Annotated in this window: 12 protein-coding genes and 1 riboswitch; of the genes, 9 read left to right on the top strand and 3 right to left on the bottom strand. The window is 70.7% G+C overall.

The annotated features are described in order from the left end of the window. Positions 1 to 32 precede the first annotated feature (32 nt). Positions 33 to 1,532 (top strand): sensor histidine kinase, encoded by a 1,500-nt coding sequence (locus PHZ_RS03230; protein ID WP_012521160.1) that lies wholly within the window; start codon positions 33 to 35, stop codon positions 1,530 to 1,532. Positions 1,533 to 1,536: 4 nt separating this feature from the next. Here PHZ_RS03230 and PHZ_RS03225 read toward each other — a convergent pair whose 3' ends face one another. After that, positions 1,537 to 3,324 carry a long-chain-acyl-CoA synthetase gene (locus tag PHZ_RS03225; RefSeq protein WP_012521159.1) on the bottom strand — a complete coding sequence of 596 codons (1,788 nt, stop codon included), beginning with the start codon at positions 3,322 to 3,324 and terminating at the stop codon, positions 1,537 to 1,539. A 335-nt stretch (positions 3,325 to 3,659) separates the two neighbouring features. Here PHZ_RS03225 and PHZ_RS22970 point away from each other — a divergent pair, with 335 nt between their 5' ends. Next, positions 3,660 to 4,640 carry a hypothetical protein gene (locus tag PHZ_RS22970; RefSeq protein WP_012521158.1) on the top strand — a complete coding sequence of 327 codons (981 nt, stop codon included), beginning with the start codon at positions 3,660 to 3,662 and terminating at the stop codon, positions 4,638 to 4,640. A gap of 210 nt (positions 4,641 to 4,850) precedes the next feature. Here PHZ_RS22970 and rnk read toward each other — a convergent pair whose 3' ends face one another. Further along, positions 4,851 to 5,267, bottom strand: coding sequence for a nucleoside diphosphate kinase regulator (gene rnk, locus PHZ_RS03215; RefSeq protein WP_236611863.1), 417 nt, complete (start codon positions 5,265 to 5,267; stop codon positions 4,851 to 4,853). Between the two features lie 510 nt (positions 5,268 to 5,777). Here rnk and PHZ_RS03210 point away from each other — a divergent pair. After that, the gene (locus PHZ_RS03210; protein ID WP_012521156.1) at positions 5,778 to 6,974 is read left to right on the top strand and encodes a cytochrome P450; all 1,197 of its coding nucleotides are present in this window, start codon (positions 5,778 to 5,780) and stop codon (positions 6,972 to 6,974) included. Between the two features lie 836 nt (positions 6,975 to 7,810). Then, a complete protein-coding gene (locus PHZ_RS03205; RefSeq protein WP_148216775.1) occupies positions 7,811 to 9,652 on the top strand; it encodes a hypothetical protein in 1,842 nt (613 codons plus the stop codon). A 73-nt stretch (positions 9,653 to 9,725) separates the two neighbouring features. Here PHZ_RS03205 and PHZ_RS03200 read toward each other — a convergent pair whose 3' ends face one another. Continuing rightward, entirely contained in the window at positions 9,726 to 10,187 is a 462-nt protein-coding gene (locus PHZ_RS03200) for a hypothetical protein (RefSeq protein WP_041373081.1), read from the bottom strand. A gap of 289 nt (positions 10,188 to 10,476) precedes the next feature. Here PHZ_RS03200 and PHZ_RS21455 point away from each other — a divergent pair, with 289 nt between their 5' ends. The 5 genes from PHZ_RS21455 to gcvPB all read left to right on the top strand — a co-directional run bounded on the left by PHZ_RS21455 (position 10,477) and on the right by gcvPB (position 16,668). After that, positions 10,477 to 11,358: a terminase small subunit-like protein gene (locus PHZ_RS21455; RefSeq protein WP_049758117.1), complete on the top strand. Its 882-nt coding sequence runs from the start codon at positions 10,477 to 10,479 to the stop codon at positions 11,356 to 11,358. A 336-nt stretch (positions 11,359 to 11,694) separates the two neighbouring features. Beyond that, a riboswitch (glycine riboswitch) is annotated at positions 11,695 to 11,796 on the top strand. Positions 11,797 to 11,964: 168 nt separating this feature from the next. Continuing rightward, complete coding sequence (gene gcvT / locus PHZ_RS03190; RefSeq protein WP_012521154.1) at positions 11,965 to 13,107, top strand: glycine cleavage system aminomethyltransferase GcvT; 1,143 nt, start codon at positions 11,965 to 11,967, stop codon at positions 13,105 to 13,107. 193 nt (positions 13,108 to 13,300) lie between these two features. Beyond that, the gene (gene gcvH / locus PHZ_RS03185; RefSeq protein ID WP_012521153.1) at positions 13,301 to 13,666 is read left to right on the top strand and encodes a glycine cleavage system protein GcvH; all 366 of its coding nucleotides are present in this window, start codon (positions 13,301 to 13,303) and stop codon (positions 13,664 to 13,666) included. A gap of 150 nt (positions 13,667 to 13,816) precedes the next feature. After that, positions 13,817 to 15,145 carry an aminomethyl-transferring glycine dehydrogenase subunit GcvPA gene (gcvPA, locus tag PHZ_RS03180; RefSeq protein ID WP_012521152.1) on the top strand — a complete coding sequence of 443 codons (1,329 nt, stop codon included), beginning with the start codon at positions 13,817 to 13,819 and terminating at the stop codon, positions 15,143 to 15,145. Continuing rightward, on the top strand, positions 15,142 to 16,668 hold the full coding sequence (gcvPB, locus tag PHZ_RS03175) for an aminomethyl-transferring glycine dehydrogenase subunit GcvPB (protein WP_012521151.1): 1,527 nt from the start codon (positions 15,142 to 15,144) through the stop codon (positions 16,666 to 16,668). The genes gcvPA and gcvPB overlap by 4 nt, the downstream gene beginning before the upstream one ends. Positions 16,669 to 16,747: the final 79 nt, after the last annotated feature.

Here is a 16,747-nt window from a genome sequence, read left to right as displayed (position 1 = left end):
GTTGCACGTTGGGAGCAAATCGGGGGTTCAGCGTGAAGCTTACATCGGACGAGATCGCCACGGTGGTCGAGCCGACCCTTGAGCGGCCCGACTTCGAGGCCGCCTTCCGCGCGCTTCCCAGCCCCTACATGATCATCGATCGCGACCTGCGCTACGTCGAGGTCAACGACGCCTACTGCGCCACGCTGGAGCGTCGGCGGGAGGACCTGGTCGGGCGCGGGCTCTTCGAGGTGTTCCCGAACCCCGGCCCCAGCGGGCGCCGCCTGCGCGAGTCCTTCGAGCGCGTGTTCGAGACCGGGCGGCCGGACTCCATCCCGCTGATCCCCTATCCGATCGAGCGGCCCGCCAGCCGCGGCGGCGGCTTCGCCCTGCGCTACTGGTCGGCCGCCCACGTCCCGCTGCCGGGCCCGGACGGCCGCGCCCGGTTCCTGATCCAGAACACGGTCGACGTCACCGAGCTGCAGCGGCTGAGGGAGATCGCCTACGGCCCCGGGGCCGACCCGGCGCCGCGTCCCGGCGAGAAGGACATCCTGCTCCGCGCCCAGGAGGTGCAGGAGCTGAACCAGTCCCTGCTGCAGGAAAGCCAGGGGCTGCGCGACCTGTTCATGCAGGCGCCCAGCTTCATCGCCGTGCTGACCGGGCCCGACCACGTCTTCGCCCTGGTCAACAACGCCTACCTGCGGCTGATCGGCCACCGGCAGGTGATCGGCAAGCCGCTCGCCGAGGCCCTGCCCGAGGTGCTCGACCAGGGGTTCCCGGACCTCCTGGAGACGGTCGTCCGCCAGCGCGAGCCGTACCTCGGACGCGCCGTCAGCGTCCGCCTGCAGAGGTCGCCCGGCGCGCCTCTCGAGGAGCGGTTCCTCGACTTCGTCTACCAGCCCATTCTCGGCCCCGACGGCCAGGCCTGGGGCGTGTTCGTGGAGGGCAGCGACGTCACCGACCGCGTGCTCGCCGAACGCCAGCAGAAGCTGCTGCTGGACGAGCTGAACCACCGGGTGAAGAACACCCTGGCCACCGTCCAGTCGATCGCCAGCCAGACCCTGCGCACCGCGCCGGACCCGGCGGCCTTCCGCGAGGCGTTCGAGGCGCGGCTCATGGCCCTGTCGGCGACGCACGACCTCCTCACCGCCACCAGCTGGCGCAGCGCCCAGCTGCGGGACGTGCTGCTCTCGGAAGTGCAGCCCCACGGCGCCGAGCGCTACAGCCTGAGCGGTCCCGACGTGGCGCTCGCCCCCGCGCCGGCCGTCGCCCTGGGCCTGCTGGCGCACGAGCTCTCCACCAACGCGGCCAAGTACGGCGCCCTGTCGGTCCCCGAAGGCCGCGTCTCGGTCGACTGGCGCGTCGAGGACGGGACGCTCGATCTGGCCTGGCGCGAGACCGGCGGGCCGCCGGTGACGCCGCCGCAGCGGCGCGGCTTCGGCTCGCGGCTCATCGAGCGCAGCCTGGAGGGCGCCCTGGGCGGCGCGGCCGAACTGGACTTCGCCGCCGCGGGGCTCGTCTGCCGGGTGCGCCTGCCGCTGGACCGACGCTGAGGCCTCAGACCTTCACGCCGCCGGCGGCGATCTTGTCGAACACCGCCTTGGTGACCTTCACATAGCCCTTCTTGGGGTCGTGGAAGTAGAGCGGCCCGCGCACCTTGCCCGGGTCGTAGCCGTCGGCCACCAGGTCCATCTTGCGGATCTTGAAGGTGCCGGTCGTCTCCATGGCCGGCAGCAGCCGGACGAACAGGGGCTGAGCGTAGGGCGGCAGCTCCCGGGTCACGTGCTCGCCGAGCAGCTTGATGTCGAAGTCCGGGCCGACCACCAGGGCCGCCATGCCGGCGCGCCCTTCCGCGCCCTCGACCGCCACGCCGTAGACCGTGGCCTGCTCGACGCCCGGACAGGCCTGCAGCCGCTCGGCCACCTCGTTGGTGGAGACGTTCTCGCCCTTCCAGCGGAAGGTGTCGCCGATCCGGTCCACGAAGTAGAAGTAGCCGTCGGCGTCCATGCGCATCAGGTCGCCCGTGGCGAACCAGGCGTCGCCGCGCTCGAAGACGTCGCGCAGCACCTTCTTGTCCGAGGCCTTGCGGTCGAGGTAGCCGGTGTACTCCGCGCGCGCCTCGCCGCCGATCTTGCCGATGCACTCGCCGATCTGGCCCGGCCCGCACTCGATGCCGAAGCCGTCGGTCCCGCGGATCACCTGCTCCTTCTCGACGTCGAACTGGACCAGCCGGATGTTGAAGCGGCTGCGCAGCCACTTCGGCACGCGGCCGATCGCCCCCTCCCGGCCGTCGAAGTTGAACATGCTGACGTTCCCCTCCGTCGAGCCGTAGAACTCGAGGATCTCGGGGATGCGGAAGCGCTGCTTCATCACCGGCCAGATGTCCGGGCGCAGGCCGTTGCCGAAGGCCATGCGGATCTTGTGCCGGGTCTCGTCGGGGTCGGGCTCGTGGTTCACGAGGTAGCGGCACAGCTCGCCGATGTAGACGAACATGGTGCAGCCCTCGGCGACGACCTCGGGCCAGAAGTGGGTGGCCGAGAACTTGCGCCGGAGCACTACTGACCCGCCGTTCAGTAGCGCCGCGCCCATGGCGCAGAGGCCGCCGGTGGCGTGGTAGAGCGGCAGGGCGACGTAGACGCGGTCCTCGGCGCGCGCGCCCGTCGAGCCGGCGAAGCCGCGCATGTAGAGCTGGCCGCGCATGTGGGTGATCCGGGCGGCCTTGGGCATGCCCGTGGTGCCCGAGGTGAAGATCAGCAGCGCCGTGTCGGCGGCGGTCATGTCCTCGCGCACCGACCGGTCGGGCGGCAGCTGGCTGCAGCTCTTCAGCGCCTGAACGAGGTCGCGCTGGTCGCCGTGCGCGGGGCCCAGCACCCACTGCTGCAGCGTCTTCTCGAGGAGCCCCTTGGCCGGCTCGAACACCGGCGAGGTCTCGGCGTCGACGATCACGTGCGAGGCGCCCGAGATGTTCAGGCAGTGGGCCAGCGGCAGGCCGGCGAGCTGGTTGTTGATGAGGGCCGTGACCACCCCGACCTTGGAGAGCCCGTACCAGATCGGCAGGTACTCGATGCGGTTGGGCATGAAGAGCGCCACGACCTGGCCGCGCCGCAGGCCCAACCCCTTGGCCCAGTGGGCGTAGCGGTTGGCCATGGCGTCGAGATCGCCATAGGTGATCGTGCGCCCTTCGAAGGTGATCGCCGGGCGGCCGCGCCACTTGTCCATCGCGGCCTGCAGGTCGTCGCAGAGGAGATTGGGGCTCTCCTTCGAGATCGACTTCACCCGCTTCAGCGTCCGGTTCAGCCCGCGCACGAAACGCCACTCGCGCTGGAGCCTTGCCTTCAGGCGCATTCATTCCTCCGACTTCCAGACCCGACCTTGGAGAGGACCGCCCCATACGGTCAAGCGAGGCTTGGCGACCGATCGGTCACAGCTGCGTAACAGGCCGCGCGCCCGGCCCCAATTGGGGCGAATCCGGGGCAAGCTTCGCCAGAGCAAGTCATAACACTATAGCTGGACCCAAGGGACAATCCGGCCATCACAGGCATATATGGAAGATGAGATAGAATGTTCGCGACCTACACACTTCGCCATTATTCCGCCATGACAGCGCTCGGAGCCCTTTGAACGGGAACCTTCAGGAGCTCGCCTCGCTTTGACCTGGCGACACTTTCTGGAGGGACGACATGTCCATGGACCACACCGGCATGAGGGGCGCGACCGCCCCCGGCGCCGAGCTGAACAACACCCACAACACTGGTGACGCCGAAGGCTCGCTCTTCGCCCCCATTCCCGCCTGGGAACGCGGCAAGAAGCGGAAGGGTCTCGGCCGCGGCAAGCCCGCGGCGGCCGCGGCGCCCGTCGCCGCCGAGCCCCGCAGCTTCGACTCGCCGACGGACCGGCCCGCGATGGACAGGCCCGCGATGGATAGGCCGATGACCGAGACGCGGCCGATGACCGGCACGGCCGCCTACGCCGACGAGGACGCCCATGGCGAGGCCGGCCTGGTGGCCCCGATCGGCCGGACGCGCACCCGCACCGGCGGTCCCGCCCGCAAGAGCGGCATGCCCGCCGCCGCGCTGGCCGCCGGCGTGGTCGCCCTGGGCGCCGTGGGCGCCGCCGGCTGGTACGTGACCCAGCAGGACGACGGCGTGGCCGAACTCACCCCCGCCCCGGCCACCGAGAGCCTGGCGATCGCCCAGAACGACCCGATGGCCGATCCGATGATGGGCGCGAGCGGGCCCGCGATGGCGTCCGCGAACCTCACCGCCGGCGCGCAGGCCGCCGCCGAGACGCCGCCAGCGAGCGAGGCTCGAGTGAGCGAAACCCGCGAACGCGCGGCGCCCGCGCGCACGGCCAGCGCCCCGCGCGTCCGGTCGGCCGCCGCCCCGGCGGCGAGCGCCACGGAAGCCGGAATCAACGCCAGCGGCTCGGCCGCCCTGCCGGACGGCCCTCAGCCCTACTCGGCGCTGAACCCGCAGGCCCAGTCGGATACGGCGACCACGGTCCCCGAGACCACCGCCCCCCAAACTACGGCTCCGGCGATCGAGACCCCGGCCCCGCTGCCGGCCACCCCGCCGGTCCTGCCGGACGCCTCGCCGGAAGCCATGCCGACGCCGGCCCCCGGCGCCGCCGCGGCCCCGGAGACGCCGATCCCGCCGCAATAACCCCTTCCGTTGGGGCCCCGCCCCAAGAGGGCATGGGGACGAGAGAGGGCGGCGCCGCGACGGCGCCGCCCTTTTTCCGTGCGAGAGGTGCGCGGCGCCTCGCCTCGCAGGCATCCTCGAGAGGGTCCCCCGAGAGGGGGCGCCGCGCGTCCCGCCTGGCCGCGAGCGGGGGGCGTCTCGCGGGCGGCGGGAGATTCGGGGGGCGCGCGATCAGTCGCGCCGGACGGCCTCGACGGTGACGACGCGGGGGCGGCCGTCGGGGGCGGTCCAGCTGAAGGTGTCGCCCACCGAGAGGCCCAGCAGCGCCGCGCCGACCGGCGAGAGCACCGACAGGCGGTTGGCGTCGATGTCGGCGGCGTCGGGCGGCACGAGCTCGACGGTGCGGACCTTCTCGGTCAGCCGGTCGCGGTATTCGACGGTGGAGCCGAGGCGGACGAACGGGCGGCTCTTCTCGCCCTCGCGCACGACGATGGCGCGGTCGAGTTCGCGGGCCAGCAGCTCGGCGCCGGGACCGTCGTGGTCGGCGAGGTTGAGCAGGCGGTCGTAGTCGGCCTCGGCCACGCGCACGGTCGGCGTGCGGGCCCGTTCGCGGGTCTTGGTGTCGGCGAGCATGGTCTTGGTTTCCATTGGAGGGTCTATCTGGTTGTCAGGCGGCGGAGGGGCCGGAAGGCGGCTCGTCGCCCCCTGATGGGGATGGGGAGTGGGACGGCGCCGGCCCTGGTCCAGGCGGACGCGATGCGGGCGGGCGCGGGGCGAAGGGGATGACGTTCGAGGGGGTGCTTTCCGGCCGCGCCGGCGCCCCTCTCCTGTCGGGCGAGGGATTTGAGGATGATGCTGACAAGTCTTCACCTCCACCCGCGCGAAACGGCGGGCGCAGCTTCAGAACAATCGTGAGAAGATGTGCAGTATCCCCGAACCCAGCCAGCCGGCTTTAAACGGGCTCGGGGTTACAGGCCTGCGATAAAGCGGCCGGCGTGGTGCGTTCGACGCAGATTTGCACGCGAGTTACACATCGTACGTCCAAGATGGGGCCGCCCGCCCGGGAAGTCAAATCACGGCTTCGCGGCGCGATGCGGATTGCCTGACGGCGGGGAAGGCCGCGTCCTATCGGCGGAACAAATACGGGGAGGATGGGCGATGGAGATCGATCTCCTGTCGCCGGCGAGCTTCGCGGGCGGCCAGCCGCACGCCCAGTTCGCCTGGCTGCGCGAGCATGCGCCGGTCTTCCGGCACGCCGAGCCGGACGGGCCCGGCTTCTGGGCCGTGACCCGCCACGCCGACGTGCGGGCGGTGGACCGCGACTTCCAGACGTTCTCGTCCGAGCCGACGGTGATGATCCCCGACCCGGCGGCCGAGGCGGCGGCGGCCTTCGGCCCCTACAAGATGATGCTGATGATGGATCCGCCGGAGCACACCGCGTTCCGCAAGCTGATCCGCTCCGAGTTCACCGAGCCGCAGGCGCGCCTGCGCGCCGAGCGCATCCGGGCCCTGGCGCGGCAGATCGTCGACGCCGTGGTCCACAAGGGCGAGTGCGACTTCGTGGCCGAGGTGGCCGGCGAGATGCCCAGCTTCGTCATCGCCGAACTGATGGGCCTGCCGCTGGACGACGGGCGCGAGCTCTACAAGCTGACCGAGACCATCCACACCGCCCCGGAAGCCCTGCCGCCCGGCGCCGGCGCCGCGGCGGTGATGAAGATGTTCGAGTACGGCGCGCAGGTGATGGCCCAGAAGCGGGCGAGGCCCGGCGACGACCTGGCCTCGCGCCTGCTGGCCTGCGAGGTGGACGGCCGGCGGCTGGAGGACATGGAGTTCCTGCTGTTCTTCCTGCTGCTGATCGACGCCGGCGGCGACACCACCCGCAACCTGCTGTCGGGCGGGCTGCTGGCGCTGATGGAGCATCCGGAGCAGCTGGCCTGGCTGACGGCGGACCTGCCCGCCCGCCTGCCCGCCGCCCGCGAGGAGCTGCTGCGGTACGTGAGCCCGGTGATCTACATGCGCCGCACCGCCCGGCGCGACGTCGAGCTGGGCGGCCGGCGGATCGCGGCGGGCGACAAGGTGGTGATGTACTTCGGCGCGGCCAACCGCGACCCCGCGGCGATCGAGCGCCCGGACGCGCTGGACCTGTCGCGGGAAGAGACCGCGCACCTGGCGTTCGGCAACGGCCCGCACGTGTGCCTGGGCCAGCACATCGCCCGCGTCGAGATCGACGCCATGCTGGAGGAAGTGCTGTCGCGGATGACCGACTTCGCCCCGGCCGGCGAGGTGGAGTGGCTGGCGTCGAACTTCATCTCGGGACCGAAGGTCATGCCGCTGCGCTTCCGGGCGGCGGCTTAGGGGGGCGGTCGGATGGAAAGGCCCCAGAGGGACGAGGCGCTGCGGGCGGCCTACGGCCAGGTGGCGGACGATCCGGCGCGGGCGACGTCGCTGCCGGCGGCGGCCTACCTGGACCCGCAGGTGTTCGAAGGCGAGGTCGAGCGGGTGTTCAGGGCCGGCTGGAGGACTGCCTGTGGCGCTTCCACCGCCACCTGCGGGCGCAGGCGTTGGTCGGGGCGCGGTCGTAGGGGTCCACGAACCACACCAACCACACGAACGGGGGGGGGGGGCGCGCCCCCACCGTCGTCATCGCCCGGCTTGTCCGGGCGACCCAGCCCGGTGCCGCGGCCGCCGCTGCTGCTGAACGGCTTCGGGATGGGTGGCCCGCATGAAGCGGGCCATGACCATCGGGGGAGCGCGGAGGGCGTGGCGGAGGGCCGCGCCGGGAACCTGAGCGGCGAGGTGGATAATCGCACCGACCGGACGTTGGCGGAGGCCGGCTCGAAGACGCTGAACCAGCCTGTCCGCACGAGGTCCGCTTTTGACTCATAGCTGACCTTGAGAAAGTCAGCTTGCGAGCGACTGCTGAGCTTGGCTGCATTCGGTCAGAAGCTCGCTCTTGAGAGACACTCGTAAGGTCCTGCTGGGCTGGCCATGCGCGTCCACAAGCCGAATCTGCTGCTGTGCTAGGATGCCGTCAGAACCACGGGGCGCGGGTCGACAGCTCATCCGCGCTGGACTGCATGTTCCTGTGAGGCGGATCGATCTCTGAGAACTTCCGAGCACGCCTGACGGGGCTCGACGCGCGGATCGGCGATCTCGCCGGCCAGGCGTTCGCCGACGCCTTGCGTGGCGAGTTGGCCGAGCTGGTCGGCGGACGGTACCGCATCCGCTCGGGACGGCTGTTCGACGCCGCCGGGGCCATCAGCGACGCGTTGCCGCTGATCATCGCCGCGACCGACCCCGGGGCTGGAGACGAAGGCGGCGAGGATGCGGAGGTGTCCACTGTCGCGGCCGTCGCCGACATCGTCGATGTACTCACCGAGGAGTCGCTGACGGCGGCCTATGCGCGGATTGCATCCGCCAAGCGCCTAGCGAAGGGCCAGCACAAGGATACGCCAGACGATGGTTCGAACGGCACGCTCGGGCTCGTCTTCGCCCGCTCGATCAATGGGACAGTGGAGCAGATCGTCGAACGCCTCCAGGCGCTGAATGGCGAGACCCCGGGCGGGCTCTGGCTCGATCGTCTCGTGATCAACGGCGTGTGCGCGCTGGAGTACGGCATTCAGTTTCCAGGCACGTCCGCTCTTATGGGCTGGTTCCCGCCAACCCCGGACAACGGTCTGCCTTACCAGCCCGGAATCTACATCGTCTTGACCAAGACCGTCGGTGCCCTCGGCCCGGCGACGGGCGCGGCAACCTGGCTGCTTCAGCACCTGCAGCTGTTTCGTCGCCCAACTGATATTCCCGAGCTTCCGAAGTCGGATCCGGCTGACCGCAAGGCAATAGTTGTCAGCGGCTACCAGTACAATCTGGCCGGCGACCTGAAGCCGGTCCCTGACGAGTATTATTCGGATCGAATGGTGCCGGAGGTGCCCGTCCAGATCCTAGGCCCCGGGGCGAAGGAGCCGCTGGCGGCGCTTCGCTTCGTGCCATGGCAGGACGGCGGCGTCATCGTGCTCACCGGTAAGTTTCCGCTCAGCGGATTGCTGATGTTCGCGGGCCTGAAGCCCAACAGCTGGACCGTATTGCGGCAGCCCGGTGACCTGCAGGTCTCATCGGTGCTGCCAATGGACCGGCGAGGGTTTGCCCAGCTGCTGCGCGTCGCCGAAGCGCGCTCGAACCTGCGGTTCCATCAGCCAAAGGAGCAGTTCTTCGTGCAGAAGGTCGGCGACGAGGGGACGGCGTCGCCATACATCGCGCGTCTGATGCTCGGCCTACTTACGCTTCGGGACCAAGTCTACACCGAAGACGAGGCCGGCCGGCTCGCCTTCGATCGACTGTTCGAGGCCATGCACCAGTCGCTGTCGACCTGCCGGGAGAATGTCACCGACCTGACGCGGCTGTGGCGGGATCATGTGGAGGCTGTCACATCCGGCAAGGTCGTCGAGAGGGGCGGCCAGACAATCCGCGTCACCGAGAGCATCGACAAGCCGCTACGGCGGGAGGTCGCCGACTTCCTAATCAGCGCCGTCCGCGTCTCGAAGTACAATCTCCAGAGCCTGGCTCGGCTGCTGGGCGCGGAAATCGGCTTCCTCTTCCAGCAGCCGGCGGCGTTCGAGAATGGCCTGGCGCGCCTCGGCCAATCCGATCCTCGCCTGGCGGATTACCTGCGCCAGGCCCGGGGCTGGTCAGAGCAACTGGTGCTGGCGCGCAATGCGATCGAGCATGAGGGTTGGGTGCTTCCTCGGGTCACATACCGCACATCGCCCGGGGCGGTTGTGCCGGAAGAGCCGGAGATTCGGGGGGTGCCGGTGACGCGTTTCGCCGAACGGATGCTGGACCGGACCTGCTGCTTTGTGGAGGACTTGGTCGCCCATCTTCTGATGGCGAGGTTCGGCGGGAAGATCACGCTGGCGACCGTCCCGCCGGCCAAGCGCACAGCTAACTCGCCCCTGCGTTTCACGATCACTCTAGCGAATGGCGGTCTTACACCTTGGGCCCTGGCCTATGACGACGTCACCTTTCTTGAACGGTGATGCGGCATTGATCTAAGCCTTCAGACGTCCGCTTTGCGGTCCGCTCCTAAGGTACGCTGTTGGCGCACAGCCGTCAGTCCATCACCGCGACAGACCTTATGCATCCCGCCTCAATGTGGAAGGCCATGAGTCCCTCGACGTCCTTCTTGTCGCCGCGCCACCGTCTCGCGATGCGGACGGCTACGGTATCCTGTGCGACGAGAACGCCTGTCACCCGGTGCGGCGGAATTCCCGATCCAAGCTCGGCCCGCATCTCAGCGAGGCGGGCGGTGACTTCGGCGACTTTCCCAAGGGACCCATCGGACGCGGCATAGATAGTTGCGTTGGCTGCGAGGAGCTTCTCCAATGCCTCCCCATCCGCGCTCATTATGGCCGAGGTCGCTGCGGTAGCGACTTCCTCCTTGGCGCGCGAACTCGCGAAATCGGGGGTGCAGGCAGCGGACACAGGCGTGGTGAAGGCGGCCAAAGCACACGTCGCCAGCGCTACGCTTCTGAGCACAGCAAGATCCTCCAGGGCGGCCGCCGGGTTCAGCATGGCCTTCGCCTTGGCCCAACGTCCACTAACGTCTGCTTTCGGGCGTCGTCCTCAGTTCCGCTTCTGGCGCTCAACTGACATCTGCGGGCGACCGGCGCTGGTGTGAACCACCGTGTCCGGCCATCAAGACGCCGCCTGACCGGCCGCCCCATGTTCTTATTTTGTTCTTGACATTCGCACGCGTTTTTGAGAGGATTTCGGCAGCGTCGATGACTGCGTCCGGCGGGGCCTGAGAGGGCGGCCGGGGCGCGCGGGGCGCTTTTCCTCAGATCATTTGCGGGACGTCGCGATGGACGATGCGGGCCTGCCGGCCGAGGGGTCGGCGCGGGTGCGGCGCTATGTGCGCTACCAGTACGCTCTGGCGAAGGCGGTGCTGAAGCGGGTGGCGGCGGGGGAGAGCCTGGCGGCGATCTGCCGCGAGCCGTTCATGCCCTCGCGCAACACCTTCCGCCGCTGGGCCAACGAGCGGCCGACGCTGGGCCTGCGGCTGGAGCGGGCCAGGCGCGAGGCCGGGCGGATGGGGACCGGGGGGATGACCACCTACTGCCCCGTGGTCGCCAACGAGATCTACACCCGGCTGTGCGCGGGCGAGAGCCTGAGCGCCATCTGCCGCGACCGGGACATGCCGGCCAATTCGACCGTGAACCTGTGGCGCCGCGACGTGCCCGAGTTCGCCGAGGCGATGCGGATGGCCCGGCAGGCGCAGGCCGAGGCGTTCTGCGACACCGGCTGGGAGCTGGCCATGGGGGCCACGCCCGAGACCGCGTACCTGACGCACGTGCGGCTGGGGCAGCTGCGCTGGATGGCGGCGGTGTGGTCGCCGCGCACGCACGCGCGGCTGAAACCCGCAGAACCCGAGGAGGCGCCCGAAACCCAGCGCCTGATCCTGAAGCACTTCCGCCTGGAGGAGCGCGAGGACGGGGCGATGCGGGTGGTGACCTACCAGCCCGACGCCGACCGGTGCGTGCCGGTGCGGGTGGGCGAAGGGCCGTGGAGCTTCCCGCCGGGGCTGATGAAGAAGGGCCGCTGGCCGCATGGGGGCGCGGGGGCGCTGCCCGCGCCCGGGGCGGGTCTGGGGGCGGGTCCGGGGGCGGGTCCGGAGTCGGGGCCGGAGTCGGGGCCCGGATCGGAGGCGGCGGAGCGGCCGCACGATCCCGAGGGGTGGACGTGAGGCCCGCCGCCGCGAGGGGGCGGCCATGAGCGGGGGCGCCGCCCCGCCCTCGTCATGGCCCGGCTCGTCCGGGCTGCGCATCCCGAAGCCCTTCCGCAGCAAAGCCCGCCCACGCCCCAGGCTGGGTCGCCCGGACAGGCCGGGCGATGACGAGGGAGAAAGGCCCCGTCCGTGTGGTTCTGTGGTTCGTGGACGCCCCCTCGCTCCGCTCGCCCTCTCCCCGACCCTCTCCCTCTCCCCGACCCTCTCCCTCTCCGAGCTGCGCTCGGGGGGAGAGGGGGCCGCCTCCACCGCACTCGGCCGTTGACTCCCGTTCCGCCTTCCAACAGGGTCCGGCCGACTCTCGCGGGAGAGATCTTCCAAGGCCTCCGGGCCGCGGAGGGAGCCGAAGGCGCAACCGCCCCGGAAACGCTCAGGCAAAAGGACCGCGCGGGCTGATGAACGCTGGAAAGTTCCGCGCCTCATAAGGGACGCGGGCGCCGAAGGAGCAGGGGGCCGTCCAACCACCGGACGGCTCGAAATCTCTCAGGCCAAGGGACAGCGGGGGCGCGGACGGTGCGGGGCGGGCCCCGGCCGCTCGCCGCATCGTCAGCCGGAGTCCCTCTCGTGTCCGACCATCCCGAAACGGTCCTGAAGACCACCCCGCTCACTGAGGCGCACGTGGCGCTGGGGGCGAAGATGGTCCCCTTCGCCGGCTACTCCATGCCCGTGCAGTACGCCGAGGGCGTGCTGAAGGAGCACCTGTGGGTGCGCGAGCACGCGGGCCTGTTCGACGTCTCCCACATGGGCCAGGCGCGCCTGACCGGCGTCTCGCCGCTCTCGGCCATCGAGGAGATCGTCCCCGGCGACTTCATCGGCCTGAAGCCCGGCAAGCAGAAGTATTCCCTGCTGCTGAACAGGAAGGGCGGGATCATCGACGACCTGATGGCCGGCCGCCCGACCGGCCCGGGCGGGGCGCCCGATCCGGGCCTCTTCCTGGTGGTCAACGGCGCCTGCAAGGAGAACGACTTCAAGGTCATCGACGACGAGCTGGCCGGCCAGGTGGACGTCGAGCGCCTGGAGGACCGCGCGCTGCTGGCCCTGCAGGGCCCCAAGGCGGCCGAGGCCCTGAAGGTCCATGCGCCCGAGGTCGCGACCATGGCCTTCATGGACATCCGCCGCATCGAGGCGTTCGGCGTCGACTGCATCGTCTCGCGCTCGGGCTACACCGGGGAGGACGGCTTCGAGATCTCGGTCCCCGCCCATGCCGCGACCTTCGTCTGGAACACCCTGCTGGCCGACGAGCGGGTCAAGCCCATCGGCCTGGGCGCCCGCGATTCCCTGCGGCTGGAGGCCGGCCTGCCGCTCTACGGCCACGACCTCGACGAGACCGTCAGCCCGGTCGAGGCGGGCCTGACCTTCGCCATCAACAGGAACCGCCGCGAGCAGCGCGACTTCCCGGGCGCGGCCCGGATCGTCAAGGAGCTGTCCGAGGGCCCCGCCCGCGTCCGCGTCGGCCTGAGGGTGCTGGAAGGCGCCCCGGCCCGCGAGGGCGCGGAAGTGGCCGACGAGGCCGGCCAGGTGATCGGCGTCGTCACCTCGGGCGGCTTCTCCCCCACCCTGCGCGCCGGCATCGCCCTGGCCTTCGTGCCCCCGCTGCATTCGGAAGCCGGCACGAAGCTGAAGGTCATCGTCCGCGGCAAGCCCCAGGCCTGCGAGGTCGTGAAGACCCCCTTCGTCCCCCACCGCTACGTCCGCAAGGCGTCGTGATGGGCTCGGCGGCGACATCGATATCCACCCTCCTCCCCCGTCGGGGGAGGGGGACCGCGACAGCGGTGGAGGGGGCCAGCCCCGTCCGCCGCGCTCGCCCGCAAGCCCCCACCACCATGCTGCGCATGGTCCCCCTCCCCCGACGGGGGAGGAGGGCGCCAGGCCGCGCACCCATCCCCAGGAGCTAGACCCCATGCGCTTCACCAAGGATCACGAGTGGGTCGCCCTCGACGGCGACGTGGCCACCATCGGGATCACCGCCCACGCCGCCGAGCAGCTCGGCGACGTGGTGTTCGTCGAGGTCCCCGAGGTCGGCCGCCAGGTGAAGGCCGGCGACGCCTTCGCCGTGGTCGAGAGCGTCAAGGCCGCCTCCGACGTCTACGCCCCGGTCACCGGCGAGGTGGTCGAGGCGAACGAGGCCCTCTCGGGCGCCCCCGAGACCGTCAACGCCGAGCCCGAGGCCGGCGGCTGGTTCGCCAAGGTCCGGGTCGCCGACCCCGCCGAGCTGGACGGCCTGATGGACAAGGCCGCCTACGACGCCTTCGTCGCCAATTCCTGACGCCGATCCCGTTCGTCATCCCACGGCCGGCCAAAGGCCGGTCCGGGGGACCCAAGCCGAGCCTCGAGCGCCGCATGGGTCCCCCCGGATCGCTCCGCGACCGGGGGATGACGAAACGGAGGACGCCGCACGCCTGCTGGATCTGACCCGATGAGATACCTGCCCCTCACCCCCGAAGACCGCGCGCAGATGCTCGGCGTCATCGGGGCGCCCGACGTGGACGCGCTGTTCGCCGACGTGCCGGCGGCCGCGCGCAATCCGGCCATCGGCCTTGCGCCGCACGCGGGCGAGCTGGAGGTGGAGCGCGAGCTTTCCGGCCTCGCCGCCCTCAACCGCGCCGCCGGGGCGGGGCCGTTCTTCTGCGGCGCCGGCGCCTACCGCCACCACGTGCCGGCCACCGTGGACCACATCATCCAGCGGTCCGAGTTCCTGACCAGCTACACGCCCTACCAGCCCGAGATCGCCCAGGGCACGCTGCAGGTCCTGTTCGAGTTCCAGACCCAGGTCGCGCGCCTGACCGGCCTCGATGTGGCCAACGCCTCGATGTACGACGGCTCGACCGCCTGCGCCGAGGCCGTGATGATGGCCCAGCGGGTGACCCGCCGCGAGAAGGCGATCCTCTCGGGCGGCCTGCATCCGCACTACGCCGCCACGACCCAGACCATCGCCCACGCCGAGGGCATGGAGATCGTCCGCCAGCCGGCCGCGATCGACGCCGAGGCCGCGGTCATCGAGGCGATCGACGCCGAGACCGCCTGCGTCGTCGTCCAGACCCCCAACGTCTTCGGCGTGGTCACCGACGTGTCGAAGATCGCCGAGGCCGCCCACGCCAAGGGCGCCCTGCTGATCGTGGTCACGACCGAGGCCGTCGCCTACGGCCTGCTGAAGTCGCCGGGCGAGATGGGCGCCGACATCGCCGTGGCCGAGGGCCAGTCGATCGGCAACGCGCTGAACTACGGCGGCCCCTACGTCGGCCTCTTCGCCTGCCGCGAGAAGTTCGTCCGCAACATGCCCGGCCGCCTCTGCGGCGAGACGGTCGACGCCGAGGGCCGGCGCGGCTACGTGCTGACGCTGTCGACCCGCGAGCAGCACATCCGCCGCGAGAAGGCGACCTCGAACATCTGCACCAACTCGGGGCTCTGCGCCCTGGCGTTCTCGATCCACCTGTCGCTGCTGGGCGGCAAGGGGCTCTCCCAGCTCGCCCGGGTGAACCACGCCCGCGCCCGCGAGCTGAAGGCCGCCGTGGAGGCCGCGGGGCTCGAGGTGCTGACGCCGCGGTTCTTCAACGAGATCGCCGTGCGCACCAAGGGCCCGGCCGCCGACCTCGTCGAGCGCCTGCTGGCCGACGGCGTCGTCGCCGGCGTGCCGTTCTCGCGCCTGGATCCCGGCGCGGGCCTGGACGACGTCCTGCTGCTCTGCGCCACCGAGACCACCACCTCCGACGACATCGCCGCGCTGAAGGACGCGCTCGCCCGATGAGCATGCTGAACGTGGGCCGCCCCACCCGCCCCGAGGCCGCCGAGCCCGCCCAGACCTCGCTGACCGGCGGCCGCGGCCTCCTCCAGGACGAGCCGCTGCTGTTCGAGGTGGGCGGCTGGGACAAGACCGGCGTCGACCTGCCGGACGGCCCCGACGCCGACGACCTGGCGGGCCTGACCCGCGACGGCGTGGATCTGCCGGGCCTTTCCGAGCCCGAGGCCGTGCGCCACTACGTCCGCCTGTCCCAGAAGAACCACGCCATCGACCTGGCGCTCTATCCGCTGGGCTCGTGCACCATGAAGCACAACCCGCGCCTGAACGAGAAGATGGCGCGGCTGGCGGGCTTCGCCGACCTGCACCCGCTGCAGCCGGTCTCCACGACCCAGGGCGCGCTGCAGCTCATGGACCGCCTCGCCCACTGGCTGAAGACCCTGACCGGCATGCCGGCCGTCGCGCTGTCTCCCAAGGCCGGCGCCCACGGCGAGCTCTGCGGCCTGCTGTGCATCAAGGCGGCCCACGAGGCGGCCGGCCAGGGCCACCGCCGCACCGTGCTGGTCCCGACCTCGGCGCACGGGACCAACCCGGCCACCGCCGCCTTCGTCGGCTATTCGGTGACCGAGATCGCCCAGACCGACGACGGCCGCGTGGACCTTTCCGACCTCGCCGCCAAGCTCGGCCCGGACGTTGCGGCCATCATGGTCACGAACCCCAACACCTGCGGTCTTTTCGAGCGCGATGTCATTGAAATTGCTCGACTAACTCACGACGCCGGCGCCTATTTCTACTGCGACGGCGCCAATTTCAACGCCATCGTCGGCAAGGTCCGCCCCGGCGACCTCGGCGTCGACGCCATGCACATCAACCTGCACAAGACCTTCTCCACCCCGCACGGCGGCGGCGGTCCCGGCGCAGGCCCGGTGGTGCTCTCGCAGGCCCTCGCCCCCTTCGCCCCCGCCCCCTGGATCGTCAGCGGCCCCGACGCCCTGGGTCTCCAGGAGCAGGACGCCGGCTTCGGCCGCATGTGCGCCTTCCACGGCCAGATGGGCATGTTCGTCCGCGCCTACGCCTACATGCTCAGCCACGGCGCCGACGGCCTGCGTCAGGTCGCCGAGGACGCCGTGCTGAACGCCAACTACGTCAAGGCCCGGCTGTCCGACGTCATGAGCCCGGCCTTCCCCGAGGGTCCGTGCATGCACGAGGCCCTGTTCGACGACGCCTGGCTGGACGGCACGGGCGTCACCACCCTCGACTTCGCCAAGGCGATGATCGACGAGGGCTTCCACCCCATGACCATGTACTTCCCGCTGGTCGTCCACGGCGCGATGCTCATCGAGCCGACCGAGACGGAGTCGAAGGCGGAGCTCGACCGGTTCTGCGAGGCGCTCCGGGCGCTCGCCGGCGCCGCCAAGGCGGGCGAAGCCGAGCGGTTCAAGGGCGCGCCGTTCCTGGCTCCCCTGCGTCGCCTGGACGAGACCCTCGCGGCGCGGAAGCCGAAGCTCGCCTGGACGCCGCCCGCCGAGTGATTGTGGCGGCGCCTCGGCGCATCTGTGACGACTTTGCATCGGAGGGTGTGGCGCCGGCGCCATCAGCCTTGGAATAGGT

The sequence above is a fragment of the Phenylobacterium zucineum HLK1 genome (assembly GCF_000017265.1).
Classification (GTDB): Bacteria; Pseudomonadota; Alphaproteobacteria; order Caulobacterales; family Caulobacteraceae; genus Phenylobacterium; species Phenylobacterium zucineum.
The sequence above is the reverse complement of the archived record's forward strand: the minus strand, read 5'-3'. Positions and strand labels throughout refer to the sequence as shown.